Annotated in this window: 23 protein-coding genes; 6 read left to right on the plus strand and 17 right to left on the minus strand. The window is 62.5% G+C overall.

What is annotated here, in order from left to right; all coding sequences use genetic code 11:
• Positions 1 to 36: 36 nt before the first annotated feature.
• The 6 genes from AC07OV_RS21275 to AC07OV_RS21300 form a co-directional block, all read right to left on the minus strand.
• Positions 37 to 1,476 carry an aminotransferase-like domain-containing protein gene (locus AC07OV_RS21275; protein ID WP_017138335.1) on the minus strand — a complete coding sequence of 480 codons (1,440 nt, stop codon included), beginning with the start codon at positions 1,474 to 1,476 and terminating at the stop codon, positions 37 to 39.
• 250 nt (positions 1,477 to 1,726) lie between these two features.
• On the minus strand, positions 1,727 to 2,542 hold the full coding sequence (locus tag AC07OV_RS21280) for an OmpA family protein (RefSeq protein WP_494998250.1): 816 nt from the start codon (positions 2,540 to 2,542) through the stop codon (positions 1,727 to 1,729).
• The gene (locus tag AC07OV_RS21285; RefSeq protein WP_176997895.1) at positions 2,539 to 2,901 is read right to left on the minus strand and encodes a DUF4398 domain-containing protein; all 363 of its coding nucleotides are present in this window, start codon (positions 2,899 to 2,901) and stop codon (positions 2,539 to 2,541) included. Before AC07OV_RS21285 ends, AC07OV_RS21280 begins: the two co-directional genes overlap by 4 nt.
• A 9-nt stretch (positions 2,902 to 2,910) precedes the next feature.
• Positions 2,911 to 3,726: a substrate-binding periplasmic protein gene (locus tag AC07OV_RS21290; protein WP_494998251.1), complete on the minus strand. Its 816-nt coding sequence runs from the start codon at positions 3,724 to 3,726 to the stop codon at positions 2,911 to 2,913.
• 171 nt (positions 3,727 to 3,897) lie between these two features.
• Positions 3,898 to 4,827 (minus strand): electron transfer flavoprotein subunit alpha/FixB family protein, encoded by a 930-nt coding sequence (locus AC07OV_RS21295; RefSeq protein WP_495092915.1) that lies wholly within the window; start codon positions 4,825 to 4,827, stop codon positions 3,898 to 3,900.
• A 2-nt stretch (positions 4,828 to 4,829) separates the two neighbouring features.
• Entirely contained in the window at positions 4,830 to 5,579 is a 750-nt protein-coding gene (locus AC07OV_RS21300; protein WP_495092916.1) for an electron transfer flavoprotein subunit beta/FixA family protein, read from the minus strand.
• Positions 5,580 to 6,086: 507 nt separating this feature from the next.
• Between AC07OV_RS21300 and AC07OV_RS21305 the strand changes: the two genes are divergently transcribed.
• Positions 6,087 to 7,751, plus strand: coding sequence for an electron transfer flavoprotein-ubiquinone oxidoreductase (locus AC07OV_RS21305; RefSeq protein ID WP_176997899.1), 1,665 nt, complete (start codon positions 6,087 to 6,089; stop codon positions 7,749 to 7,751).
• Positions 7,752 to 7,921: 170 nt separating this feature from the next.
• Here the strand turns inward: AC07OV_RS21305 and AC07OV_RS21310 are convergent, their stop codons facing one another.
• Positions 7,922 to 8,815 (minus strand): AraC family transcriptional regulator, encoded by an 894-nt coding sequence (locus tag AC07OV_RS21310; RefSeq protein ID WP_176997900.1) that lies wholly within the window; start codon positions 8,813 to 8,815, stop codon positions 7,922 to 7,924.
• 182 nt (positions 8,816 to 8,997) lie between these two features.
• On the opposite strand from AC07OV_RS21310, the gene AC07OV_RS21315 reads away from it, so the two are divergent.
• Positions 8,998 to 10,050, plus strand: a complete 1,053-nt coding sequence (locus AC07OV_RS21315; protein WP_495092917.1) for an NAD(P)-dependent alcohol dehydrogenase — start codon at positions 8,998 to 9,000, stop codon at positions 10,048 to 10,050.
• On the opposite strand, the gene AC07OV_RS21320 is transcribed toward AC07OV_RS21315, so the two are convergent.
• The 8 genes from AC07OV_RS21320 to AC07OV_RS21355 all read right to left on the minus strand — a co-directional run bounded on the left by AC07OV_RS21320 (position 10,051) and on the right by AC07OV_RS21355 (position 20,717).
• Positions 10,051 to 10,854: an IclR family transcriptional regulator gene (locus AC07OV_RS21320; RefSeq protein ID WP_176997902.1), complete on the minus strand. Its 804-nt coding sequence runs from the start codon at positions 10,852 to 10,854 to the stop codon at positions 10,051 to 10,053.
• A gap of 149 nt (positions 10,855 to 11,003) precedes the next feature.
• Entirely contained in the window at positions 11,004 to 11,969 is a 966-nt protein-coding gene (gene araH, locus AC07OV_RS21325; RefSeq protein WP_176997903.1) for an L-arabinose ABC transporter permease AraH, read from the minus strand.
• 19 nt (positions 11,970 to 11,988) lie between these two features.
• Positions 11,989 to 13,488, minus strand: a complete 1,500-nt coding sequence (gene araG, locus AC07OV_RS21330) for an L-arabinose ABC transporter ATP-binding protein AraG (RefSeq protein WP_176998018.1) — start codon at positions 13,486 to 13,488, stop codon at positions 11,989 to 11,991.
• Entirely contained in the window at positions 13,485 to 14,465 is a 981-nt protein-coding gene (locus AC07OV_RS21335) for a substrate-binding domain-containing protein (RefSeq protein ID WP_176997904.1), read from the minus strand. The genes araG and AC07OV_RS21335 overlap by 4 nt, the downstream gene beginning before the upstream one ends.
• Positions 14,466 to 14,501: 36 nt before the next feature.
• A complete protein-coding gene (locus tag AC07OV_RS21340) occupies positions 14,502 to 15,323 on the minus strand; it encodes an SDR family oxidoreductase (RefSeq protein ID WP_494998252.1) in 822 nt (273 codons plus the stop codon).
• A gap of 244 nt (positions 15,324 to 15,567) precedes the next feature.
• Positions 15,568 to 16,047 carry a GNAT family N-acetyltransferase gene (locus AC07OV_RS21345; protein ID WP_041161286.1) on the minus strand — a complete coding sequence of 160 codons (480 nt, stop codon included), beginning with the start codon at positions 16,045 to 16,047 and terminating at the stop codon, positions 15,568 to 15,570.
• A 66-nt stretch (positions 16,048 to 16,113) separates the two neighbouring features.
• The gene (locus AC07OV_RS21350) at positions 16,114 to 16,674 is read right to left on the minus strand and encodes a 4'-phosphopantetheinyl transferase family protein (RefSeq protein WP_495092918.1); all 561 of its coding nucleotides are present in this window, start codon (positions 16,672 to 16,674) and stop codon (positions 16,114 to 16,116) included.
• A gap of 5 nt (positions 16,675 to 16,679) precedes the next feature.
• A complete protein-coding gene (locus tag AC07OV_RS21355) occupies positions 16,680 to 20,717 on the minus strand; it encodes a Pls/PosA family non-ribosomal peptide synthetase (protein WP_495092919.1) in 4,038 nt (1,345 codons plus the stop codon).
• A gap of 351 nt (positions 20,718 to 21,068) precedes the next feature.
• On the opposite strand from AC07OV_RS21355, the gene AC07OV_RS21360 reads away from it, so the two are divergent.
• The 4 genes from AC07OV_RS21360 to AC07OV_RS21375 all read left to right on the plus strand — a co-directional run bounded on the left by AC07OV_RS21360 (position 21,069) and on the right by AC07OV_RS21375 (position 23,460).
• Positions 21,069 to 22,277 carry an MFS transporter gene (locus AC07OV_RS21360; RefSeq protein ID WP_495092920.1) on the plus strand — a complete coding sequence of 403 codons (1,209 nt, stop codon included), beginning with the start codon at positions 21,069 to 21,071 and terminating at the stop codon, positions 22,275 to 22,277.
• 90 nt (positions 22,278 to 22,367) lie between these two features.
• Positions 22,368 to 22,709: a hypothetical protein gene (locus AC07OV_RS21365; protein ID WP_176997909.1), complete on the plus strand. Its 342-nt coding sequence runs from the start codon at positions 22,368 to 22,370 to the stop codon at positions 22,707 to 22,709.
• Positions 22,710 to 22,760: 51 nt separating this feature from the next.
• Positions 22,761 to 23,027 (plus strand): hypothetical protein, encoded by a 267-nt coding sequence (locus AC07OV_RS21370; protein ID WP_176997910.1) that lies wholly within the window; start codon positions 22,761 to 22,763, stop codon positions 23,025 to 23,027.
• Between the two features lie 52 nt (positions 23,028 to 23,079).
• Positions 23,080 to 23,460, plus strand: a complete 381-nt coding sequence (locus AC07OV_RS21375) for a termination factor Rho (RefSeq protein WP_176997911.1) — start codon at positions 23,080 to 23,082, stop codon at positions 23,458 to 23,460.
• 113 nt (positions 23,461 to 23,573) lie between these two features.
• On the opposite strand, the gene AC07OV_RS21380 is transcribed toward AC07OV_RS21375, so the two are convergent.
• Together AC07OV_RS21380 and AC07OV_RS21385 are read right to left on the minus strand one after the other, a co-directional pair.
• The gene (locus AC07OV_RS21380) at positions 23,574 to 24,491 is read right to left on the minus strand and encodes a PfkB family carbohydrate kinase (protein WP_495092921.1); all 918 of its coding nucleotides are present in this window, start codon (positions 24,489 to 24,491) and stop codon (positions 23,574 to 23,576) included.
• The gene (locus tag AC07OV_RS21385) at positions 24,484 to 25,950 is read right to left on the minus strand and encodes a purine-cytosine permease family protein (protein ID WP_176997913.1); all 1,467 of its coding nucleotides are present in this window, start codon (positions 25,948 to 25,950) and stop codon (positions 24,484 to 24,486) included. The genes AC07OV_RS21380 and AC07OV_RS21385 overlap by 8 nt, the downstream gene beginning before the upstream one ends.
• Between the last annotated feature and the right edge of the window lie 128 nt (positions 25,951 to 26,078).

Here is a 26,078-nt window from a genome sequence, read left to right on the forward strand (position 1 = left end):
ATCTGCCAGCGATCGGTACTGTCCCCAATGCACGCCTCAAAAACCCGCTGCGGTTTCCTGGCACAACTGGCTGGCGAGCATCCCCAGGGTCATCAGCGCGCGCTCTGCCTCGCGGTTCCACGGGGTGCCGCAGTTGAGGCGAATACAGTGGTTGAACTGTTCCGTATTACTGAATATCACCCCGGGCGCAATGCTGATGCCCTGCTGCAGGGCGCGCACGTGCAGTTCCTGGGTATTGACCCGGCCCGGCAAACTGACCCACAAGATAAAGCCCCCCGTCGGACGAGTCATTTGCGTGCCTTCCGGGAAATACTGCTGCACCGCCAGCTGAAATGCGCTGAGGTTCTTGCGGTATTCCTGGCGGATGTAGCGCAGGTGCCGGTCATAGCCACCGTTTTCCAGGTAGGCCGCGACGCCCATCTGGGTCACGCTGCACGCCGAGTGGGTGCTGAACATCTGCAAACGCTGGATTTCCTGCTGGTACTTACCGGCGATCATCCAGCCGATACGCACACCCGGCGACAAGGTCTTGGAAAAACTCGAACAGTAGATCACCCGGTCCAGGCGGTCATAGGCTTTAAGCGCCTTGGTGCGGCCGAGTTCGAACATCAGCTCGCCGTAGATATCGTCCTCGACGATCTGGATATCAAAGTCCGACGCCAGGCGCAGCAGTTGCTTCTGGCGCTCCTCGGGCATGGTCGCGCCGAGCGGGTTGCTCAAGCGCGTGGTCAGCACCAGGGCCTTGATCGACCATTGGTTGGCCGCCAATTGCAGGGCTTCCAGGCTCATGCCGGTGGCGGGGTCGCTGGGGATCTCGATGACCTTGAGGCCCAACAGGTCGGCCAGTTGCAGCAAACCGTAGTAGGTCGGTGACTCAGCGGCGATCAGGTCGCCAGGGCGTGTGAGCACACGCAACGACATCTGCAACGCGTCGACACAGCCGTGGGTAATCACCACTTCGGAAGGGTCCACCACCACGCCGGCGTCGCGCATGCGAATCGCCACCTGGCGGCGCAACGGCTCGAAGCCAGGGCTGAACATGTAGCTGAACGCCCGCGGGCTCTGGAAACGCGTGACCTTGGCCAACTGCTGGTGCAGTGCCCGTACGGGCAGGTAGTCGACACTCGGCACGGCCGCGCCCAGCGGGAACACCCCTTCGCGGCGCGACTCGACCAAGACCTGCTGAATGATGCTGCTGCGGGTGACCAACCCTGGGCGCTCGACCCGTGCGATGTCCGGCGTCGGGGCCGTCAGCGCGGGGGTCTGGTGCACGTAGTAGCCCGATTGCGGCCGCGCCCGGATCAGCCCCTGGTCTTCCAGGTTGGCGTAGGCCTGCAATACCGTCGCATGGCTCACATTGAGCTGGGAGCTCATCTTGCGCACCGAAGGCACGCGCTCCCCCGGTTGATAGACACCGCGCCGGATATCCTCAGCCAGTTGCTGGGCGATACGTTGGTAAAGCAACAGATTGGTCATGACGCAGCACTCGATTTCACGGGTATTTTATTTTTGTGTGAAACATACCGGCACAGTTTAGAAGTGTACGGGGACAGTTGCCACAATAGTCGAGCGCGGGCGGGAGTGACAGTAAAAACTGTAAGGGTGTACACCAAACAACGGTGGGAGCTGGCTTGCCTGCGAAGACGGTGTGTCAACCAATGAAATATTGACTGATACACCGCCTTCGCAGGCAAGCCAGCTCCCACATTTTGATCGGTGCCAGGCGTTAGCGGGCGGCGCCGAGTTGGCCTTTTTCATCAGAGAAGACGATCTCGACCCGGCGGTTTTGCGCCCTGCCCCGCTCGGAAGCGTTGGCCTCCACCGGGTACTGATCGCCATACCCCTGGACTTCGATGCGTTGCTCATCAATGCCCAGGTCCATCAACACATCGGCCACCGACTGCGCACGGTCACGGGACAGTTTCAGGTTTTCCTGCTCGCCGCCGGTGTTGTCGGTGTAACCCTCGATGCGCACTGTGCGCTTGGGGTTCAGTTGCAGGAACTGCACGATTTTCAGCACGGTGCGGTTGGCCGAGTTTTCCAGCTCGGCTTCACCGGTGTCGAACAGCACATCGCCCAAGGTCATCACCAAACCTCGATCGGTCTGGGTGGTGGTCAGGCTGGCGATTTGCTGCTCAAGCCACTTGCCTTGCTGCTGCACGCTGGCCAGCTTGTTTTCACGCAGGGCCAGTTGCAGGCGCTGGCGCTCCAGTTCTAGCTTGACGCCGCGCTCGGCGTTGAGCGCCTGTTCGGTGTGTTCACGGGCGATGGCACTGTAACGCTGGCTCAGGTAGGCGTAATGCACCACGTCGGCACCGCTGCCCCAGTAGCTGGACAAACGGTCGGCCCGCGCCAGGGACTCACCGGCACGGATAATGTCCTTGGGCGCAAAGCGCAGCACGTTGGCGTCTTCCTTGACCTTCTGGAAGTCATTGCTGGCCAGTTGCAAGGCCTGCTCGCTGTTGGGCTGGCTGGCACAACCGCCCAACGCCGCGCTGCCCAGCAGCAACACACAGCTCAATCCACGGATCAACGGGCTCATTGGGCTTCTCCCAACTGCAATTGCTTGCGCAGGCGGGTGATGCGCGTGTTGAGCACATTCAGTTGTTCCTGGCTCTTGCGGGTCAGCACCTGGGCTTCGGCCAGGCGTGCGTCCAGCTCGGCCTGTTCGGCACGCATGCGCGCGTGTTTGTAGGACTGGTCGGCCATGTCGGCCTTGGCCCGGGCGAATTTGTCTTCAGCCAGTTTCAGTTCAGGCGATTCATCGGTGCTGGCGCCCACCGCACTGGCTTGTTCCAGGGCCTGCTGGGTGAGGCGTATTTGTTCATTCGGCGCAGGATCGGCTGCACATCCCGCCAGAGCGACAACGGCGAGGGCCGCGAAAAGAGGTCGAAGAGTCACTGAAAATCCTTACTTTGCTGGGGTGCCGACAGGTTGCTGCAACTGCGCTTTCCAACGCTCCAGATTGCGCTGCAACGCCGCTTGCGCCACACCGGAAGCGGGCAATTCTGTCATCTTTTTGGCCAACTGTCCGCGCAGCCACGGATCATTGCAGGCCGAGTTGTGGGAAATCGCCAGGTACAGGCCCGGCTGGTCGATGGGTACTTCGCGGGCGACCAAGTCATTGCTCATGCCCAGGGTCTGGGCCATGGCCATGCCGGAATAACGTCCGGCCAGCACATAGTCCACCTCACCGAGCAGCAGCTTCTGAAACGCCGGGGTCAGGGTGGGCAAACGCTGCAAGCTGAGTTGCTGGCCGGCAAACGTCTCGAAGTCGGCACTCAAGCGCGCCCGCTCTGACACTGCGCCCTTGTGGCCATGCAGGTCCGCGGCCGAGGCATACACCAGCGGCGAGTCCTTGCGGGTCCACACCAGGTAATCGATCTGCACCAGCGCCGGGTGGATGTAGTCGAGGGTTTCCAGCTCGCCCAGGTTCAGCGGCGCATCGGCCAGGATGTCCATGCGCCCGCTGCGCACTTCCTCCAGCGCCAGAGAACGCTTGCCGCCGTAGAGCAGATCGATTTTCAGGCCGAGGTCCTTGCCCACCTGTTGCAACACATCGGCGGTGGCGCCGATCAGGTGCGTCGGGTCTTGCGGGTCACGCCACAGCAGCGGTGGCGCATCCGGGCTGCCGGTGATCACCAGGCGCTCGCATTTGCCGGCGGCCAGCGCCAGGCCCGGCAGCAGTGACAGGCCAAGCAGCCCCACCCAACGACGCAATTCCATGACACCTCCTCCCAATGACAAACGCATCCCTTGTAGGAGCCGGCTTGCCGGCGATGAGGCCGTTGAAATCACCGAAGATTTCAAGGACGCCATCGCCGGCAAGCCGGCTCCTACAAAGGCAAAAAAAAGCCCGGTCATAAGACCGGGCTCTTTATAAGTGAAGCGGCTGGATTAGACCAGCTTCTCCAACTCAGGTACGGCTTCGAACAAGTCCGCCACCAGGCCGTAATCAGCCACCTGGAAGATCGGTGCTTCTTCATCCTTGTTGATCGCAACGATCACTTTGGAGTCTTTCATACCGGCCAAGTGCTGGATCGCGCCGGAGATACCGACGGCGATGTACAGCTGTGGCGCGACGATCTTGCCGGTCTGGCCGACCTGCATGTCGTTGGGTACGAAACCTGCGTCGACGGCCGCGCGGGAAGCGCCGACCGCAGCGCCCAGCTTGTCGGCCAGGGCGTACAGGTGCTTGAAGTTGTCGCCGTTCTGCATGCCACGGCCGCCGGAAACGACGATCTTGGCAGCGGTCAGCTCAGGACGGTCCGACTTGGCCAGCTCTTCGCCAACAAAGCTGGAAGTGCCAGCGTCGTGGGCAGCGGCAACAGCTTCAACGGCAGCCGCCCCCCCTTCTGCAGCAACCGGGTCGAAACCGGTGGCACGCACGGTGATCACTTTGATGGCAGCGGTCGATTGCACGGTGGCAATGGCGTTACCGGCGTAGATCGGGCGCTTGAAGGTGTCAGCGCTTTCAACCGAGATGATCTCGGAGATCTGGTCAACGTCCAGTTGCGCGGCAACGCGTGGCAGGATGTTTTTGCCGTTGGAGGTAGCGGCAGCCAGGATGTGGCTGTAGCCAGCGCCCAGCTCTGCAACCAGCGGGGCCACGTTTTCCGGCAGCTGATGCGCGTAGGCCGCATTGTCAGCGTTCAGGACTTTGCTCACGCCTGCGATTTTCGCAGCGGCTTCAGCCACGGCGCCAGCGCCTTGGCCTGCTACCAGCACGTGAATGTCGCCACCGATTTTAGCGGCAGCGGCCACGGTGTTCAGGGTGGCCGGGGCCAGCACCTTGTTATCGTGTTCTGCGATTACCAAGATAGTCATGGTTAGATTACCTTCGCTTCGTTTTTCAGTTTCTCGACCAGTTCTGCAACCGACTTGACCTTGATGCCCGCGCTGCGCGCAGCCGGTGCTTCAACCTTGACGGTCTTGTTGGTGGAGGCGGTGGAAACGCCCAAAGCGTCTGGAGTCACCGACTCAAGCGGCTTCTTCTTGGCTTTCATGATGTTTGGCAGGGACGCGTAGCGCGGCTCGTTCAAACGCAGGTCGGTGGTGACGATGGCCGGCAGTTTCAACGAAACGGTTTGTGCGCCGCCGTCGATTTCACGGGTCACCGCGACGCTGTCGCCATTCACTTCAACTTTGGAAGCGAAGGTGCCTTGGCCGAAACCGGTCAGGGCAGCCAGCATCTGGCCAGTCTGGTTGTTGTCGCTGTCGATGGCCTGTTTGCCGAGGATCACCAGCTGAGGCTGTTCCTTGTCGACAACGGCCTTGAGCAGCTTGGCAACGGCCAGGGAGGTCAGCTCTTCAGCGGACTCGACCAGGATAGCGCGGTCGGCGCCCAGTGCCAGGGCGGTACGCAGCTGCTCTTGGGCAGTGGTCGGGCCGATGGAAACCACGACGATTTCAGTCGCCACGCCTTTCTCTTTCAGGCGGACGGCTTCTTCCACAGCGATTTCGCAGAAAGGGTTCATCGACATCTTGACGTTAGCAAGGTCGACGCCGGAATTGTCCGCCTTGACGCGAACTTTCACGTTGTAATCGACAACGCGTTTGACAGCTACAAGAACCTTCATGGATTCCTCGTTACTCTCCGGTGAAAAGAAAGTCGCCTAGGCGAACCTGGCGGTTGATGCTCATCGGCACACAAGGGCACCTCCAAAAACGTCGGCGGATGACCTTGCTCACGGGAAGTGATGACCGTTCGTCAGCAGTGACTGAGAGGTCATTCTTTATCGCAGCGTGTAAACTGCGCGCCATTGCTTGGACGCGCGCCACCTTTCTTGCTTTTGGACGTGCTCTTGAAACCTGCAGTCTGCCTACGGTAAGCGCAAAACCGACCGTATATTGACCGGAACGCCTATTCTGGTCAATACGGCAAAATAGCCCGTCATAAGCCGCGTCTCTTTGATTTACCTAGCCTGCGAGCAATTCAAACAAACGTTTGTATTGGACGCTGCCAGTGGTGTAGATATAATGCGCCACCTAGAGAGAAAGGTGGGTCATGCCGTTGCTGCAAGACGACACCGAACCTCCACCCATTAGAAAAAAAAGCCTGTTGAGCCTTGAGTAGGAGATAGCCTGTGGAACGCGAATACATGGAATTCGACGTGGTCATCGTCGGCGCTGGCCCGGCGGGACTGTCTGCCGCCTGCCGACTGAAGCAGAAGGCCGCCGAAGCCGGTAAGGAAATCAGCGTCTGCGTGGTCGAGAAAGGCTCCGAAGTCGGCGCCCATATCCTCTCCGGTGCCGTGTTCGAACCACGCGCCCTGAACGAACTGTTCCCGGACTGGAAAGAACTCGGCGCCCCGCTCAACACCCCCGTGGTGCGCGATGACATCTATGTACTGCGCAGCCCCGAAGCCTCCACCAAGGTCCCTGACTTCTTTGTGCCCAAGACCATGCACAACGAAGGCAACTACATCATCTCCCTGGGCAACCTGTGCCGCTGGCTGGCCCAGCAGGCCGAGAACCTGGGCGTGGAAGTCTACCCAGGCTTCGCCGCCCAGGAAGCACTGTTCGACGAAAACGGCGTGGTACGCGGGATCATCACCGGCGACCTCGGCGTCGACCGTGAAGGCAACCCGAAAGAAGGCGTCTACACCCCCGGCATGGAACTGCGTGGCAAGTACACGCTGTTCGCCGAAGGCTGCCGCGGCCACATCGGCAAGCAACTGATCCAGCGCTTCAACCTGGACAGCGACGCCGACGCCCAGCACTACGGCATCGGCCTGAAAGAAATCTGGGAAATCGACCCGGCCAAGCACCAGCCAGGCCTGGTGGTGCACACCGCCGGTTGGCCACTGGACATCATGAGCGCCGAGAACACCGGTGGCTCGTTCCTCTACCACCTGGAAAACAACCAGGTGGTCGTCGGCCTGATCGTCGACCTGTCCTACAGCAACACCTTCCTGTCGCCGTTCGATGAGTTCCAGCGCCTCAAGCACCACCCGGTGCTGGCCCAGTACCTCGAAGGCGGCAAGCGCATCAGCTACGGTGCCCGTGCCATCTGCAAAGGCGGCCTGAACTCGTTGCCGAAGATGGTTTTCAAAGGTGGCGCGCTGATCGGTTGCGACCTCGGCACCCTGAACTTCGCCAAGATCAAGGGCAGCCACACCGCGATGAAGTCCGGCATGCTCGCCGCCGACGCCGTGGCCGACCGCCTGTTCGCCGAATCCGAAGGCGGTGATGAACTGACCGCTTACGTCGACAGCTTCAAGAACAGCTGGCTCTACGAAGAACTGTTCGCCAGCCGCAACTTCGGCCCGGCGATGCACAAGTTCGGCCCGATCCTCGGCGCAGGTTTCAACTGGTTCGACCAGAACATCCTGGGCGGCAAGATGCCGTTCACCCTGCACGACACCAAGCCGGACTACGCCTGCCTCAAGCTGGCCAAGGACAGCAAGAAGATCGACTACCCCAAACCCGACGGCAAGCTGAGCTTCGACAAGTTGAGCTCGGTGTTCCTCTCCAGCACCAACCATGAAGAAGAGCAACCGTGCCACTTGAAGCTCAAGGACCCGAGCATCCCACTCGGCACCAACCTGCCGCTCTACGATGAACCGGCGCAGCGCTACTGCCCGGCTGGCGTGTATGAGGTGATCACCAAGGAAGACGGCGAGAAGCGCTTCCAGATCAACGCCCAGAACTGCGTGCACTGCAAGACCTGTGACATCAAGGACCCTTCGCAGAACATCACGTGGGTCACGCCGGAAGGCGCGGGCGGGCCGACTTACCCGAATATGTAAGCCAAAAAAAGGCTCCCAAATGGGAGCCTTTTTTTACAGCTGACACAGCGCGGTCAGTTGTGGGAGCTGGCTTGCCTGCGATAGCGGTGGGCCAGCTATACATAAGGCACTGACAGACCGCTATCGCAGGCAAGCCAGCTCCCACATTGACCGGGTTGAATCAATAAGATTTAGGCAGCGCGCTCTTCACCCGGGCTGCGCTCGAAGTAGCGTTTGTACTCGCGGCTGAACTGCGACGTGCTCTGATACCCCACGCGATGCGCCGCCTGCGCCACGCCCATGCCCTCCACCAGCAGCAATTGCTGAGCCTTGAGCAGCCGCAAACGCTTGAGGTACTGCACCGGCGACAACATCGTGCAGCGCTTGAAATGCTCGTGAAAGGTCGACGCACTCATGTGTGCATACCCGGCCAAGGTCTCGATGTTCAGCGGCTCGTCGTAATGGGCGTGCAGGTGACTCAACGACGTGGCAATCCGCGAAAACTGTCCCTGCTGTTCCACCAACGCGCGCAGCACATCTGCCTGTGGCCCGCGCAATGCGGTGAACAATAATTCGCGCACCCGCGCCGGGCCCATGATCCGACTTTCCAGCGGATCGTGCAGGCACTGCAACAGCCGCTCGACGCAACCGCGCATCGCATCATCGAGCACCACCGAACTCATCGACTCCAGGGTCTGCGCCGTCGGTGGCGGCCCGGCCTGAATGCCCATGGCCATAACCAATTCACCCAGCACCACGCGGTCGATCCCCACCGTCACGCCAAACAGCGGCGCATCGGGCGCCATGGCAAAGGTCTCGCACTCGAACGGCACCGGCATCGCCTGGATCAGGTAATGCCCGGCGCCGTACTCCAGCGTACGCGGGCCCAGGTACGCGACTTTGCTGCCCTGGGCCACGAACATCAGGCTCGGCTCATAGATCTGCGGCCCGCGCGCCACGTCGCAACTGGCGCGCAACACCTGCACGCCGGGCAGGTTCGTCGGGGAGAAACCGTCGCAGGGCGTAAGCCCCTCGATCAAGGCAACCAGGGTGGCGTTGGCATCGAGATGGCGGGTCAACAACATGGCAAAAAACTTCGCGAAAAAGGGATGAGAACATCATCGCAGGTCTGAAGGCACATGGATCCAAACACCCGGCACTCCCGGACGAATAGGCATGAGGTTCGGAGCAATCGCCATGGCCGCCCACCGACCCTGCGCGGAAAATGCGCCGCCTCACCTGTGATTGCTTTTGCGAGGTTGCCTCCATGTACACCGCTATCGGTTATGCCGCCCAGTCGCCTACCACGCCCCTGGCCCCCATGTCGTTCGAGCGCCGCAGCCCGCGCGCCGATGACGTGGCCATCGAGATTCTCTACTGCGGCGTGTGCCACTCCGACATCCACCAGGCTCGCAACGAATGGGGCATCGCCGTGTACCCGCTGATGCCCGGCCACGAAATTGTCGGCAAAGTCACCGCCGTCGGCGCCAGCGTCACCGCGCACAAAGTCGGTGACCTGGTCGGCGTCGGCTGCATGGTCGACTCGTGCCGTCACTGCGACGCTTGCCACGCGGACCTTGAGCAATACTGCCTCGAAGGTCCGACCATGACCTACGCCACCCCGGACCGTGTAGACGGCAGCAACACCATGGGCGGCTACTCCGACAGTATCGTAGTCAGCGAGCACTTTGTGGTGAAGATCCCGGCCACGCTCGACCTGGCCAGCGCCGCGCCGATCCTCTGCGCCGGCATCACCACCTACTCGCCGCTCAAGCATTACGGCGTGAAGGCCGGCGACAAAGTCGGCGTGCTGGGCATGGGCGGTTTGGGCCACATGGGCATCAAGTTCGCCAAGGCGATGGGCGCGGAAGTCACGCTGTTCACCCGCTCGGCCAGCAAGGCGGAAGAAGGTCGTCGCCAGGGTGCCGACCACGTGATCGTGTCCACCGACGACGCACAGATGCAGGCCGCTGCCGGGCAGTTCGACTTCCTGCTGGACACCATCCCGGTGCAGCACGACCTGAACCCCTACCTCGACACCCTGCGCTTTGACGGCGTGCATATCCTGGTCGGCCTGATCGAACCGGTCGACCCACCGGTCAACGCCGCCAAGCTGGTATTGGGCCGTAAAGTGCTGGCCGGCTCGCTGATCGGCGGCATTGCCGAAACCCAGGAAGTCCTGGATTTCTGCGCCAAGCACAACATCACCTGCGACATCGAAATGCTCGACATCCGCCAGATCAACGAGGCTTACGCGCGCATGATCGCCGGCGACGTGAAGTACCGCTTTGTCATCGACATGGCGACCCTGAAGGCCTGATCAGGCCTTCGCGCCCAACTCCGCTGACAGCCGCGCTGCGACCTGTTTGACCACAGGGATCAGCTCGGCCATTTTCTCCAGCGGCATGTAGGGCACGGTACTGGCGATGCTGATGCCGGCGACGATTCGCCGGCTGGCATCGCGCACCGGTGCCGCCACGCAACGGATCGACGGTTCGTTGTCTTCCAGATCGAACGCAAAGCCCCCCACCACGTACTCGTGCATGCGCTGCTCGAACTGCGCCCAGGACTGTTCCGGGTGCTGCGGCCACGGCTGGTGTTTACCGGCAACCGGCTGGCTCACTTCGTACAGGCGCTGCCATTCCTGCACCGGGTCATCCAGCAGCAACGCCTTGCCAATACCGGTACGCGCCAACGGCATGCGATGGCCGACCCGCGAGCGCATTTCCGGGCCATTGCGCCCCGGGTTCTTGTGCAGGTACAGCACGTCGTCGTATTCACGAATGGCCAGGTGAATGGTGTCGCCGGTCAATGCCGACAGCTCATCCAGATAAGGAATGGCCAAGGTCACCAGCGGCAACTCTTCACGTGCCTGGAAACCCAGTTCGATGAGCTTGGGGCCCAGCAGGTAACCGACTTGCGGCACCACGCGCAGGTAGCGCTCTTCCACCAGGCAACTGGCCAGGCGGTGGGTGGTGCTGCGAGTGGTGCCGATGCGCCGGGCGATCTCTTTCAGATCCCGCGCACCGGCCGCCACCGCCTGCACCACGCCCAGGCCACGCAACAGAGTTTGGGTGCCGGTGGGGGCGGTTTCTTTGACGGTGGGCTGAGGGTTTTCCTGCATATCGGGCCTATGTGGGAAGTACGAAAACGGCGCCATTATAGACGCAGGAATATAACTGTAGGAGCCGGCTTGCCGGCGATGCAGGCACCTCGGTGCATCAGGTAAACCCAGGTGATGCCATCGCCGGCAAGCCGGCTCCTACAAGGGCTTCAGCGTTGTTTCATGCGGTCGATGATGACGGCCAATAGCAGGATGGAGCCACGGATCACGTACTGGTAGAAGGTGTCGATGTTCTTGAGGTTCATCGCATTCTCGATGATCGCCAGAATCAGCACCCCGGCAATCACATGGCGGATCATGCCAATGCCGCCGCTCAGCGATACCCCGCCCAATACGCAGGCCGAAATCACCGTCAACTCAAACCCTTGGCCGATCATCGGCTGACCCGAGGTCATGCGCGAGGCAAGGATCACCCCGGCCAACGCACCGATCAAACCGTGCACGGCAAAGATGATGATCTTGGTGCGATCAACGTTCACACCCGCCAGCAACGCCGCTTCCTGGTTGCCGCCGATGGCCATGGTGTTGCGCCCGTAGGTGGTGTAGTTGAGCAGCCAGCCAAAGAACACAAAGCACAGCACGGTGATGATGATCGGCACCGGCACGCCCATCAACTGGCCGTTGCCGAACACGAAGAAGCCTTCGTCCATTACGCCGACGGCCTTGCCGTTAGAGAAGATGTAGGCCAGGCCGCGCACGATCTGCATGGTAGCCAGCGTGGCGATCAAGGCATTGATGCGCAGCTTGGCGATCACGATGCCGTTGATCAGCCCCACCACCAGGCCCATGGCCAACGCCGCCGACACACCGAGCACCACGCTGTCGGTGTCACGGATCACGATCCCCGCTACCACACCGGCACAGGCGATCACCGAGCCCACCGACAAGTCGAAATGCCCCGACGCCAGGCAGAACAGCATGGTGCACGCCGCAATGCCCACGGTGGAAATCGCCAGGCCCAGGCCACGCATGTTCAGCGGCGAGAGGAAGTTGTCGATGAACAGCGCGCTGAGCACAAAGATGGTCAACGCCGCGAGCAGCATCACCCAATCGTCGAGGAATTTGCGCTGGTTGAAACCCGGCCAGAAGCCCTTTGCAGTTTTTACCTGTGACATACCTACACCCTCGAATTCTTCAAGCCCGCGAACGCGGGAGAGCCAGTTGCAACAGGCGTGCTTCGTCCGCCTGTTCGCGGGTCAATTCGCCGGTCAACGCCCCTTCGCTCATCACCAGGATGCGGTCGGAGATACCCATCACTTCCATCAGGTCGCTGGACACCACGATCACCGCAATGCCGCTGGCCGCCAGGTTATGGATGATCTGGTAGATCTCCGACTTGGCGCCGATGTCGATGCCCCGCGTGGGTTCGTCCAGCAGCAGCACTTTCATCGGCATCGACAGCCAGCGGCCGAGAATCGCCTTCTGCTGGTTGCCCCCTGAGAGGTACATGATTTTCTGCTGCGGGTTCGGCGTCTTGACCTTCATCGCCTTGATCTGCTGCTCGGCGTTGCCCCTCTCCCAGCCTTCGCGCAGCAGCCAGCCAAACGCCGAGTGCGCACCGCGCGCGCTGATGTTGATGTTTTCCGCCACGCTGGACAGCGGAATAATGCCTTCCTTCTTGCGGTCCTCCGGGCACAGCAGCACACCGGCGGCAATCGCATCGCGAGGGGAGTTCAACTGCAGTGTTTGCCCACACAGCGCCAGGCTGCCAGCGCTGCTGCGGGTCAAGCCACTGAGTAGCCGAAACAGCTCCGTGCGCCCTGCCCCGACCAATCCGAACAGGCCAAGAATCTCGCCCTTGTGTACCTTCAGGCTCACCGGTTCACGCAGGCCCGGCCCAAGCAAACCCTCGACCTGAAGCGCCACCTCGCCCGTCTCGCGAGGCCGGTAGTCGTAGATATCCTGGATATCGCGACCGACCATGCAGGTCACCAACTGGTCATGGCTCAGTGTGCTCATGTCATCAAAGGTGCGCACGTAACGGCCGTCCTTGAACACGGTGACCGCATTGCAGATGCGGAACACTTCCTCCATGCGGTGCGATACGTAGAGCACCACTTTGCCCTCGTCCCGCAGGCGCGTGATGATCGCCATCAAGCGGTCGATCTCCCGCGCCGACAGGCTGCTGGTGGGTTCATCAAAGGCAATCACATGGGCGCCGCGGGACAGCGCCTTGGCGATTTCCACCAACTGGCGCTGGCCCAGGGACAACCGCCCGAGCTTTTCCTCCGGGTCGATTTCATCGGCCAGCCCCTTGAGACAGGCCAACGCTTGCTTGCGCAATTGGCTGCGATTGACCACGCCGAAGCGCGTCGGCAAGTGCCCCAGGAACAGGTTTTCGGCGACGGTCATTTCCGGCACCAGGTGCAGTTCCTGATGGATCACCGCCACGCCGCTGGCAATGCTGTCGGCGGCGTTCTTGAACGCCATGGTCTGCTCGCCGATCTGCACCGTGCCACTGCTCGGCAGGTAGGCGCCGCCGAGGATTTTCAGCAAGGTCGACTTGCCCGCGCCGTTCTCGCCCATCAGCGCGTGCACCTCATGGGGCCGCGCTTCAAAGCTGATCTGCGCCAGGGCTTTCACACCGGGAAACTCCTTGCCGATGCCGTTGAAGCGCAAGGCGGCGCCGGTCATTTCCACAGTCCGATCTTGCTCAACTCTTCCTTGAAGTTGGCGCGGGTGATCAGGGTCACGTTATCCAAGGCGGTAAACTTGGCAGGCTCGGTGCCCTTGGTCACCCACTCGAACATCGCGCTGGCGGTCTTGTAGCCCGACGCGTCAGGGCTCAGCAGCATCGAGCCGTAGAAACCGGTGTCGGATTTCTTCAGTTCTTCGATGGCATCGGTGCCGTTGATGCCCACGCCGATTACGTTGGCGGCCTTGAAGCCGGCGCTTTCGGTGGCACGGACGCCGCCCAGCACGGTGCTGTCGTTCATGCCGCCGATGATCAGGTTTTTCGCGGTGCCCGGCAGTTTCACCAGGGCCGAGTTGGTCGAGTCCATGCTGCCCGGCACGTCGAGGGTTTTCTGTGCGCTGAACAGGATATGGTCGGCCGGCAAGCCTGCGGCCTTGAGGCCTTCTACCGAACCGTCGGTGCGTTTCTTGCCGGTTTCCAGTTCGTCAAAGGTGTTGATGACGGCATAGGTTTCCTTCCAGTCCCAGTTGCGATGCTTGGCCTCGGCGGCCATGGCTTCGCCTTGTTTCTGGCCGATCTTGTAGGCGTCCAGGCCGACGTAAGGCACGTCCTCCATGGGCTTGCCCTTGGCATCGACGAAACGGTCATCCACCGCCAGCACTTTGAGGTTATTGAGCTTGGCCTTGGCCATGATCGCCGGGCCGAGGGACACGTCCGGCGGGCAGATCACAAAGCCCTTGGCGCCGTTGGCGGCCAGGGTGTCGATGGCCGACAAAGTCTTCTCGCCGTCCGGCACGGCGATCTTGATCACGGTGAAGCCCTGGTCCTTGCCGGCTTTCTCGGCGAAGGCCCATTCGGTCTGGAACCACGGTTCCTCGGCCTGCTTGACCAGAAAGCCGATCTTCACTTCTTCGGCCGATGCAAAACCGCTGAACGCCACTGCCAGCGCCACGGCGCCTAGTGTTTTCTTGAACATGAACCACCTCTTGTTGTTATTGAAGAGCTGCGAGTTCTAGTCGTGGTACATCACAGACCGCCCGCCATCGATCATCAGGCAGGTGGCATTGATAAAGGGCGCCTCGTCGGTGGCGAGGAACAGCGCGGTCATCGCCACCTCGATCGGTTGGCCGATGCGCTTGGGCGGGTGCAGGTCGAACGCACGCTGGCGCTCGGCATGGGGGTCGGGGAAACCGTTCCAGTAGTCGACGTTGAGCTGGGTCTCGATGTAGCCCGGGGCGATGGCGTTGACGCGAATACCCTTGGGTGCGTATTCGATGCCCAGGGCGCGGGTCAGCCCAAGCAAACCGTGCTTGGCGACGGGGTACGGAAAGCAGCCGGGGATGATGTGACTGGAATGGGTGGAGGCGATATTGATGATGTTGCCGATGCCCTGCTCGATCATGTGCGGCAGCACCGTGCGGCAACCGAACCAGGCACCGTCGAGGTCGATGGCGAAACAGCGGCGCCAGTCTTCGTCGGTCATTTCCAAGGGGTCGCGGAACACGTTGACCCCGGCGCAGTTGACCAGCACGTCCACGCGGCCAAAGCGCTCGATGGCCAGATTGACCAGCGCCTGCCATTGCGCCTTGGAGGTGATGTCGACGGGCTGCGCGACAATCTCGGCACCACGTTCGCGCCAGTGGGCGGCGACCTTCTCGACCTTGTCGCCCTGGATATCGGCGATCACCAGGCGCGCCTGCTGGGCCTGGAAGCAGGCGACGATCGCCTCGCCAATGCCTTGGGCGGCGCCGGTGATGATCACTACTTTGTTCTTCAGCCGCTCGCCATAAGTCGGCTCGGGCACGGCGGGTAATGACAACGGTTGGGCCTGCATCGCTTCACCTGTTTTATTTTTGGTAGTGAGTGCTGATGCAGCCGACTATAAACCCATCTTTTGAAACATCTCAATATATAAATTTGCATCCCATATAGTGAGATAAACTAAAAGAAAAGGGCTTGTGTGGGAGCTGGCTTGCCTGCGATACAGGCGCCGTGCGTCATTCACACCGCGGTGATGCTATCGCAGGCAAGCCAGCTCCCACACAAGCCCTCCTTTCACACTTGAAGTTCAGGGGGCTTCAGCCCTGGGCAAAATCGCGCAGCGCATCGCCTTCCATGCGGTAGCGCACCCACTCTTCCTGCGGCTGGGCGCCGATGGATTTGTAGAAGGCAATCGCCGGCTCATTCCAGTCCAGCACGCTCCACTCGAAGCGTCCGCAGCCATTGTCACAGGCAATCTTCGCTAGGTGGCGCAGCAGCTTCTTGCCGGCGCCACCGCCGCGTTGCTCGGGGTTTATGTACAGGTCTTCCAGGTACAGGCAGTTGCTGCCCAGCCAGGTGGAATAGCTGAAAAAGAACACCGCAAAACCGATCGGCAAACCGTCCCGCGAACAGATCAGGCCGTGGGCGGTGGCGCCCTCGCTGAACAGGCTGCGCTCGATATCCACCACACTGGCGATCACTTCATGCCGGGCCTTTTCGTACTCGGCAAGCTCGGTGATGAAAGTCAGGATCTGCGCAGCATCGCTGGGCACGGCAGGGCGAATCTCGATGGTCATGGGCGAGCCTTGGGCAATTTCAAAGCTCACATACTAAGGCGCTTTGATGACCGATTGCAGCGCAATTTATGCGCGCAGGGCCAAGGCGCCGACCAGCCCGGCCGGCAACCCCACCTCGACGGTGCGACAGCCCCGCGCGGCCCGTGGCGACCATTCGCCCAACCCCTGCCCCACACACTTGAGCCGTGCCTCGCGCTCACACCAGGCGCGGGTAAACAGGCGAGCGCGCTGGGCCTGGTTCGCGGCGCACAAGCGCGCCAGCACGTGCGGGCCCAGGTAGTCGCTCGTCACGCTCTGCCAGTCCGGGGTGTCCTGCACCGCCATCACGTCGATGCCGACCGGGCCATGCAAGTGCACCGCCGCCACCGAAAAATCGCCGTCGTGGCTGATGGAAAGCCCGGCGTCTTCATGCCCTGGCACACGGATCTGCGGGGCCTCGCCCGGTGCAGAGTGAAAGCGGATACGGTCCTGGGGCACATCGAGCGCCTGCAGCAATGCCTCACTCAGTGCCTGACGCACCCGCGCCCGGGCGGCTTCGCGGGTCATGCCTGGCACGTGTCGCAGGCCGATCAACAACACACCGTCCTGCCAGCGCGGCCGTGTTTCCGGCCACATGAATACGTGCATCGCTATCAACCTCGCGCCGGTGCCGCCGGGCAGCCCACCCAACTGCTGGAGGCCGGAATGCACTCGCCTTTCATCACCAGCGTCAGCGGCCCGAGCCGTGCGCCGCTGCCGACTTCAGCGCTGTACAGCACCGAGCTGCGTGGCCCCATGTAGACGCGCTCACCGATCAGCACCTGGTCGATTTTCATCACGCGGTCTTCGAACAGGTGCGTCTGCGGGCAGGCACCGGCGTTCAATTCGCTGTGGTCACCGATGGTGACGCAGTCAAATTCGGTGATGTCGGTGGTGTCCATGTACACGCCCCGCCCAATGCGGCAGCCCAGGCCGCGCAAGGCCAGCGGCAGCCACGGCGTACCGCGCAGGTAACTCATGAAATTGGGCGCCGCCATGCCTTCGTAGAGGCTGGTGATGCCTTCGGACAGCCACACAAACGGCGTCCACATCGCCGCCGAGCGTTTGCGATAGCGGCCCATCACCAGCCACTTCAACGCCGCCACCAGCAGGTAGTTGCCCAGGCTGTAGGCCAGGCCGATCAGCGCCAGGTAGCCCAGCACGGCGCCCCAACGCTCGTCCTCGGCCACGGGCATCAAGTCGATCATCACCGTATAACCCACGGCAATCACGGTGGCGTGGGGCAGCACGATACGCAGCCCTTCAATCGCGCCACGGGCCAGACGGCGCCACAGAGACGGGCGGAACGTGAGGTGGTCGGCATACCCACTGACCTGCTCACGCGCCGGCAGGTTGATCGGCGGCGAACCCAGCCACGTATCGCCACTGGCGATCTGCGCATTGGCCGGAGCACGGGAATGCACGCCGATCAGCACGTTCTCGGGCAAGGTGGTGCCGTCCGGGATGTAGCTACCGTTGCCGACAAAACTGCGGTGCGACACCACCGTTGGTTGAATGCGCATCCAGCCACCATCCACCTGTTCGTCGCCGAGCATGACCGCGTCGGCAATGAAGGTTTCATCGCCCAGGGTGAGCATGTCGGGGATCACGCCCTGCGCCGTGGAGATCTCCGCATCGCGGCCAACCCGCGCGCCCAGCAGGCGATACCACAACGGCGCGTACACCGTGGCATACAGGCCCGACAGCACATTGAGGCTGGCCTCCTGAATATGGCTCACCAACCATTTGCTGCAATACACTCGGCTGTGCACCGGGTAGTGGCCGGCTTTCAGGCGTGGCAACACAGCCCAGCGCAAACCGGCCGAGACCAGCATCATCACCACGATCAGCACGGCGGCCGCAGGCAGTGCCAGGGCAAAGTAGCGCAGCAGTTGCAGGCTCACATGCTGTTCCTGCAACAGCGGCAGAATGTGTTGCTCATCGAACCAGTCGATCAGGAAAAACGTCGGGAACACCGGGATGAAAAACAGTGTGGCGACCAGCAGGATGCCAAACACGTAGAACAGGTTTTCCAGCGCCAGTTGCCCGCGACTGACAACGGGCCGAGGTGGCAGGCTGGCGGGATCGAACGCGCCGATATCGGTCGCCGGCGAACCGCTCCAGATACGCCCGGCCGGCACGCGGCGGCCGTCGGCCAATGCCGATTGCCCTTGCAGGTGGCCACTGTGGCCGACGGCGGTGTTGCCTTCCAGGATCGTGTACGAACCCAGGCAGGCGTTGTCGTCGATCACCACCTGGCCCAGGTGCAATTGGCCGCGCTCGACCCGGGCGTTTTCCAGGCTGACGCCGTTGCCGATACTCACCTCATTGCCGATCTGCAGCAGGTCTGGTACCCGCACGCCCACCGAGCCGATGTTGGCCTCGCGCCCGACCTTGGCCCCCAGTGCACGCAGCCACAGGCCATACAGCGACGATCCACTTAGCAGGTAGACCGGCGCCGACTCGACCATGCGCGATGCGGCCCACCAGCGAAAATAGGTCAGGCCCCACAACGGATAGACACCCGGTTTCAGGCGCCCGGCGATCAGCCATTTGCCGGCGATGGCCAGCACGAACTGCAACAGCGTCGCCAGCAGGAATACGCCGATGGACGCCGCCGTGGCCGTGGCCACCGAATCGCCGGGGCTGCCGGTGAGGTAGTGATAGGTAAAAAACGGCGCCAGCCACTGGCTCATGCGCAGGCACACCATGGCCGGCATCACCGCCGCCTGGGCCAGCCCGCAACGCCAGCGCGCCAGGGCCGAAGGCGGTGTCCAGGCGGCTTCCTGCACGGCCGGCTGTGGCGCGGTTTGCAGCACCTGTGCAATCGCACCGACACGCCGTTGCTGGTAGATGTCGCGCACGGTGATGTGGGCGAAACGCTCGTCGGCACGCAAGGCCGAAGCCAGCCGCGCGGCAAAAAATGAGTGACCACCGAGGTCGCAAAAGAAGTCGGCGTCGCGCCGGATTGGCTGGCCGGGGAAGAGTTTTTCCAGGGCGACAAACAGGACAGTTTCGCCGGGGTTTTCCGGGGTGTCCGACTCCAGGTTCGCGCCGCGGGTGTCTACGCCCAGCGGCCGCGCCTTGAGGGCCTTGCGGTCGATTTTGCCGGAGGTCAGCCGGGGCATGCCGTCGAGCAATTCAAAGCGACCCGGCACCATGTACGCCGGCAACCGCGCCTGCAATGCCTTGCGCAATTGTGCGGGCAAGCCATCGACTGCCACGCCGCCTTCCGGCACCAGGTAGGCGATCAATTGATCCATGCCGCCGTCATTGCGCAGCAATACCGCAACGGTGCCGACGCCCGGCTGCTGGGCCAGCAAGGCCTCGATTTCGCCCAGTTCGACGCGAAAGCCACGGATCTTCACTTGGTCATCGGCGCGGCCCAGGCACATCACCTGGCCGTCCGCCTCGATGCGCGCCAGGTCGCCGGTGCGGTACAGGCGCTCATCGTAGTAGCCGGTGGACCACGGGTTGCTGATGAATTTTTCGCGGGTCAGGTCTGGCCGTCCCAGGTAGCCGTCGGCCAGGCCCGGGCCGATGATGCACAGCTCGCCGGTCTGCCCACGGCCCAGCAAAGTCGGGGTCGCGCCCGGGGCCAGGTCGGCGTCGATCACCAGCAAACCGTAGTTGGGCAAGGGCGTGCCAATGGTCACCGGGGTACCGGGCACCAAACGCGCCAGGCTGGCGGACACCGTGGCCTCGGTAGGCCCGTAGGTGTTGAAGATCTGCCGGCCGGGGCGGCTCCAGCGCTCCACCAGCGACTCGGGGCACATCTCGCCGCCCAGGTTGATCAGGCGCAGGCTCGGCACGTCTTCACTGAACAGCGCCAGCAGCGTAGGCACCGCGTGCAGCACGCTGATGCGTTGCTGGACGAGCATGCGCGGCAAGGCTTCGGGGTCACCGGTGATGTCCTTGGGGCCGATCCACAAGGTGGCGCCTACCAGGTAGGCAATCCAGATTTCTTCGAACGACATGTCGAAGGCCACCGAGAAACCCTGGTACACGCGGTCGCTGGCCTGGATGCCGAGAATCGCGTTCTCGCTGCGCAGGAAATGGCAGATGCTGCCCTGAGAAATCAGAATGCCCTTGGGTTTGCCGGTGGAACCGGAGGTGTAGATGACGTAGGCCGGGTCTTCCGGTTTAGCGTTAGTGCGGCGTAACAACGGCGCATCGGTGGGCGCGAGCAACGCTTCGGCGGTCCAGGCGACCAGCCCGACACTGCGCAGCGCCGCAGCGTTGCTTTCGCAGCTCAACACGCCAACCGCCTGGGCATCGTCCATGCAAATCTGCAGGCGCTCCAGCGGCGTGTCCTGGTCCAGCGGCAACCACGCGGCCCCCGTCTTGGCAATGCCTGCCTGCATGACCAGCAGCTCCAGCCCGCGCGGCATCCACAGGCCGACGATTTGGCCGGGCGCCACACCCGCTTCGATCAACCGTGAGGCCACGACACTGGCCTGGCGGTCCAGCTCGCCATAGCTGAGCTGGCGTTCGCGATCGATCAGCGCCACCTGATGGGGGTCACGCCGCACCGTGGCCTCGAGCAGGTCGGCCAGCACTTCGTGACGCAACAATTCAGGCTGGAGGGGACCGTACAACACCTCTGTCGGTCGGGTGACAACGGGGTCTTTCAGCAAGGTCACAGTAGTCATGGCGGCAGTGTTCGCTGTGTGAGGGTCAATCCGGCCAAGGCGCCGATTTGTAATGCTGCGTGTCCACTTGGTATCCGCCTCGATACATTCACAGGCGAACGAGGCCCTCAGGTTCAGCCTTGAAAGCGACAGATACCTCACGACCCGGATCACGCATCAGGACTATCGCAAAGGCCAGCTGTACGGCGGTTGAACAAACTCACTCGGCTTGACCGCTGGTCTGGAGGCAAGGCAAACAGCGGCTTTACTCCGCCCCGGGCTAATGCTGAGACCAGTAACCCCACAACAAACCCCGGGTTCACCCGTGCTAAAAGTTGGCGCCATAAATCCAATAACCGCCAGGTTTTCCCCATGCCCGCTGCTGCCACGTTCTCCCGGCGACACTTCGTGTTGTTCTGCCTGGCGAGTTTTTTGTTGTCTTTGTCTTACGGCTCGACGTTCCTGCTGTCGCTGCTGATCCACACACGCGGCGGCAACGAACATGACGCTGGCAGCGTGATTTCCATGGCGATGCTGAGCACCTTTGTCGCGGTGCTGGTGTCGGGCCACTTGGCCGACTGGCTGGGCGCCGCCCGCTCGATTGCCGTGCTCGGCCTGTTGCTGGTGGTGGCGTGCCTGGGCTTTGCCCTGGTGCCGGGGTTTGGCGAAGGGATGATGGTGTTCGGCCTGGCATTGGGGCTGGGCTGGGGGGTGTTCTATACCCTGGGGCCGATCATCGTGGCCGTGCTGGTGGAACCCCAGCACCGCGCGCGCTACTTTGCGTTGCTGTCGGGCAGCATGATGAGCGGCATTGGCTCCGGCCCGCTGCTGGGGCGCGCGGCGAGCGCGCTGGGGTTGCCGCTGACGAGTGCGTTCCTGCTCGCCGCATTCGCCAGCCTGGTTGGGGTGGTGATGTTCTGGCGCCTGGGCGCGCACCTCAAGGGACACGCCAATGCGCCGGTGGCGCGCATTTCCTGGGTGGCGACACGCGAGGTGCTGTCGTCCAAGGCCGCGTTTGCGATTGTCATGGTCGGCCTGGGCGGTTGTGTCTTTGGTGGTTTGTCATCGTTCCAGACCAGCTATGCAGCGGCCCGCTCGCTGGACTATTCGCTGTTCTTTCTGGGCTTTCTCAGCGCGGCAATCACCAGTCGCCTGCTGATTGCCGGCTTCGTGGTCAAGCGGGATGCCTACCGTGCCGCCTGTGTGTTGTCAGGCTTGATGGTGCTGTCGGTGGTGCTGTTCGGTTACGGGGTGTCGGGCAGTGGCAGCTATTTGCTGGCGGCCGTGATCCTGGGAGTCGGGTATGGCCTGACGTATTCGGTGATCAACGGGTTGGTGGCCAATGAAGCGCCGGCTGGCACCACGTCCCAGGCGTTGCTGCTGTTCAGCCTGGCGTATTTTGTGGGAGTGTTCGGCTTCCCTCTGCTGGCGGGCAAGATCATCGTCGAGCACGGCCTGCCGACGCTGCTGGCGTGCGTGCTGGGGGTGGCGCTGTTCAACTGGTTGATCACGGTGGCGCGGCTGATCTGGCGCCGGAGTCTGTCGAACAGCGAGGCCGGTCACACAAAATCTTACAGGTGATCCTGTACCGTTCGTCGCCACCCAGGCACGAACCGCAAATGAGGGCGGACCAATAAAGGGTAAGGACATCAACCCAATGGAGATACCCTCATGAAGCCTTCCAAGTTTGCCGCCCTCGCCCTCACCGGCCTGCTGTCTGCCGCTTCCCTGAGCGCCTTCGCCGCCACCTCGTCGACTGGCCCGACCAACCCGGCGACGTCCGAGTCCCAGAAATCCATGGGCACCGGCATGGACACCAACGGCGGTGCCGTCATCGATAACACCACCCCAGGTGCCCCAGGCGCCGACCCACGCACCCAGGGCCAGGACACCGGCCGTCAAAGCCCGCCCGCAGTGGGTAACGGCAAGATGGGCCCGGCGGTCAATCAGCCGAAAATCAACAAAGGCGATGACTCGAACATCCCGGGCGCGCCGAAACAACCTGCACCTTGATCCATCGCACGCACCACCGACACCCGATCATTCCCCAGTGAAGAGGTACGCATGAACGTCGATAGAAACCTTGAGAAAGAAGTCCTCACCCGCCTGCTGCACGCCCACCCCAACGGCCTGGGCAAGGAGGTGCTGGATAACTACCGCGGCGAAAAAGAGGTGGCCAGTGTCCTGGCTTTCCTGCAGGACCGCGGGCTTATCAAGGATGGGCATGTGACCACCGACGATGCCGGTGAATATGCGCTGAACCTGCCGATCAAGCTCACCGCGTCCGGTGTGGATGAGGCGCGCAAGCTGGACGGTGCAGGTTCGCAGTAATTCATTTTTTGTCTGGTCTGGCCCCGTCACCGGGGCCAGAAGGAGTATCGCAATGCCTCTTGGAAGCAAAGCCAAATACACCGCCGCACAGAAACGCAAGGCTGCGCGTATTGAAAGCAGTTATGAGCAAAAAGGCGTCCCCGAGGACGAGGCACAAGCTCGCGCCTGGGCCACCGTGAACAAACAGTCCGGTGGTGGCGAAAAAGCCGGGGGCTCGGGCCAGCGCAAAGCGCCAGCCAAAAAGGCGGCGGACCGCCACGCCTCAGCCAAGCGCGCTGCTGCCACCCGTGCAGGGCAACCACGCAACAGTCGTGCATCCTTGGGAACCCAGACGAAGGAAAGCCTGCTCAAGGAAGCACGGGTGAAGGGAGTCGTGGGGCGATCGACGATGCGCAAGGATCAACTGATCGAAGCGTTGCACAAAGCCGGCTGACCCCAACCCCGACTCCAAGAGTCGGTTTGTCGGCAATGGCGGTGTGTCTGTTGCCCGAGAGGGAACAGATGGACCGTTATCGCCGGCAAGCCGGCTCCTACAGGGGTGGGTGATTATTCGGCGAGCAGTGCGTCGACTTCGGCGGTGCCTGGGGAGGTGGCGGGGCCCCAGCGGGTCACGGCCAGGGCTGCGGCCGCGTTGGCACGACGTGCCGCTTCGGCCGGTTGCAAACCGTTGGCCAACCCGGCGAGGAATACGCCGGCATGGGCATCACCCGCACCGTTGCTGTCCACGGCCTTAACCTTGAAACCCGGCACATGCTCGGCGTTGCCCTGGCGGCTGACCCAGCAGCCATTCGGACCGTCGCGTACCACCAGCAACGCTTCATCCGGCAGATGGCGGTTCAGTTCGCCCAATGCGTCCGCAACCGTGCCCGCGCCGGTGAATGCCAGCGCTTCCGGACCGTTGCTGGTCCAGATATCGATGCGCGGCAGCAACGCAACCATTAGTGCTGAATCCGGCGCCTTGACCAGCGGCCCCGGATCGAACACCACGGCAATCTCACGCGGCAAAGCCAGCAGCCAATCAAGCAGCGCCTGGGCCTTGCCGTCCAGCAACAGGCTGTAGCCGCTGACGTACACGTAATCGTCCGCGCGCGGCGTCACGTCTGCCAGGTCGTCGGCGCTCAAGTCGCCCTCGGCGCCAATATGGGAAATGAACGTGCGCTCGGTGCTGGCTTCGGTGAGCGAGACGCACAACCCGGTGTCTTTGCCCTCGCTGGCCGGCTGGGCGATTTCCACGCCCTCGGCCTGCATCGCGGCGCGGGCCAGGTCGCCAAAACGACCGTTGCCATGACGCCCCAGATAAACCACGCGCAAGCCGTTGCGCCGGGCGGCGGCCATCACATTGAAGCCACCGCCGGCTTCGAAACTGGCGGAATTCGCCAGTACGTCGCCACCGGTTGCGGGCAAGGTGTCGAGGGCCATGACCAGGTCGACGATGACCTGGCCGGTGTGCAGCAATCTAGACATTGGGGCTCTCTACTAAAGCCGGGCGACGATCAGCGGCGCCGCCCAGTACGGCGTAAATCCCACCGGCTACCAGGAAGGTGACGATCCAGCCCAGGCCGTTATGGCCCAGCCAGGAGTCGGACAATGGCCCGGCAAACCAGATGTTTTCTGCGGTGGTGCCGATGGTGGTGAAGCTGAAGCCCAGCACGATCGCCACGGCCCAGGCGCCGAACGCGCGCCATTCCACACCACCGCGATACCAGTAGGCGCTGCTTGGGGAGACGTCCAGCAGGTCTTTGGGGCTGTAGTAATGGCGATGAATCAGGTCGACCACAAAGATGCCGACCCATGCCGTGATCGGCACCGCCAGCAGCGAGATGAAGGTGATGAACGGGCCATAGAAGCTGTCGGCGATCAACATGAAGTAAATCGACCCGGCGAAGATCGCCACGATGTCGACGATCACCGCGTGCACACGCTTGACCTTGAGGCCCAGGGTCAAGGTGGTCAGGCCGGCCGAGTACACCGAGAGGTTGTTGGACAGCAGCAACCCGCCAAAGGCCGTGATCAGGTACGGCACGGCCATCCAGGTCGGCAGCATGTCGCGGATCGCGATGATCGGGTCGGTGGCCGACGCCAAGTCGTTGTTACCCACCGACAGCAGGCCGCCGAGGGTGATCAGCAACACCAGCGGGATACCCGCGCCAAACGCGGCAGACGCCACCAGGCGCACGGCCTTGACGCTGCGGTGCTGGTAGCGCGACATGTCGGCACCGGCGTTGGCCCAGCCGATACCGGTGCCGGCCGCCATGGTGCCCACGCCGATAATCATCGCGCTCAACGGTGCCGGCGTGGCGTTGAACACCGCGCTCCAGTCGATGGTGGCGCAGAGGAAACCGCCCACCAGGATGTTCAAGGCGCCGAACACGTAGGTGGCCCACTTCTGGATCACCAGCAAGGTGGCATGGCCCAGGCCGGACACCGACAGGGTCAACAGCACGAAGATCGCGATGAAGATCAGGGTGAGTACCGGCGCACTTTTCGCCTCGACCGGCGAATGGAACAGGATCGAACACAACGACAGCAGCACGAACGCGGCGGTAGTGGTGTTGACGGTTTCCCAGCCCAGTCGCGACATCAGCGAGACCAGGGTGGGGCCGATATTGCCGCGCACGCCGAAGATCGCCCGGGACAGCGTGAGGCTCGGCGCACGACCGCGACGCCCGGCGATGGAGATGATGCCCACCACCGCAAAGGAGCCTGCGGCGCCGAGGATCGCCACGATGATCGCCTGCCAGATGGCCAGGCCACGAAACGCCACCAGCGTCGCGCCGAGGGGTAAGCCGAGGATGCTGATGTTGGCCGCGAACCACACCCAGAACAGTTGCAGCGGATGGCCGTTGCACTCGCCTTCGGGGACCGGTTCTATGCCGCGTGTTTCCAATTGCCCGGCGCTTTGGCCGGAAGAGGTGCTGCTCATGAGAGGGTGCTCCTGGTGCCTGTATTGTTGTGGTTGTGGCAGAGAATCAAAGCGGTGAACCGGTCATCCTGACTCGACGCGAACCTTGTAGGAGCCCGGGGGGGGGGGGGGGGGGGGGCGGGGGGGGG

Source organism: Pseudomonas sp. GW821-FHT09A09, from assembly GCF_059418405.1.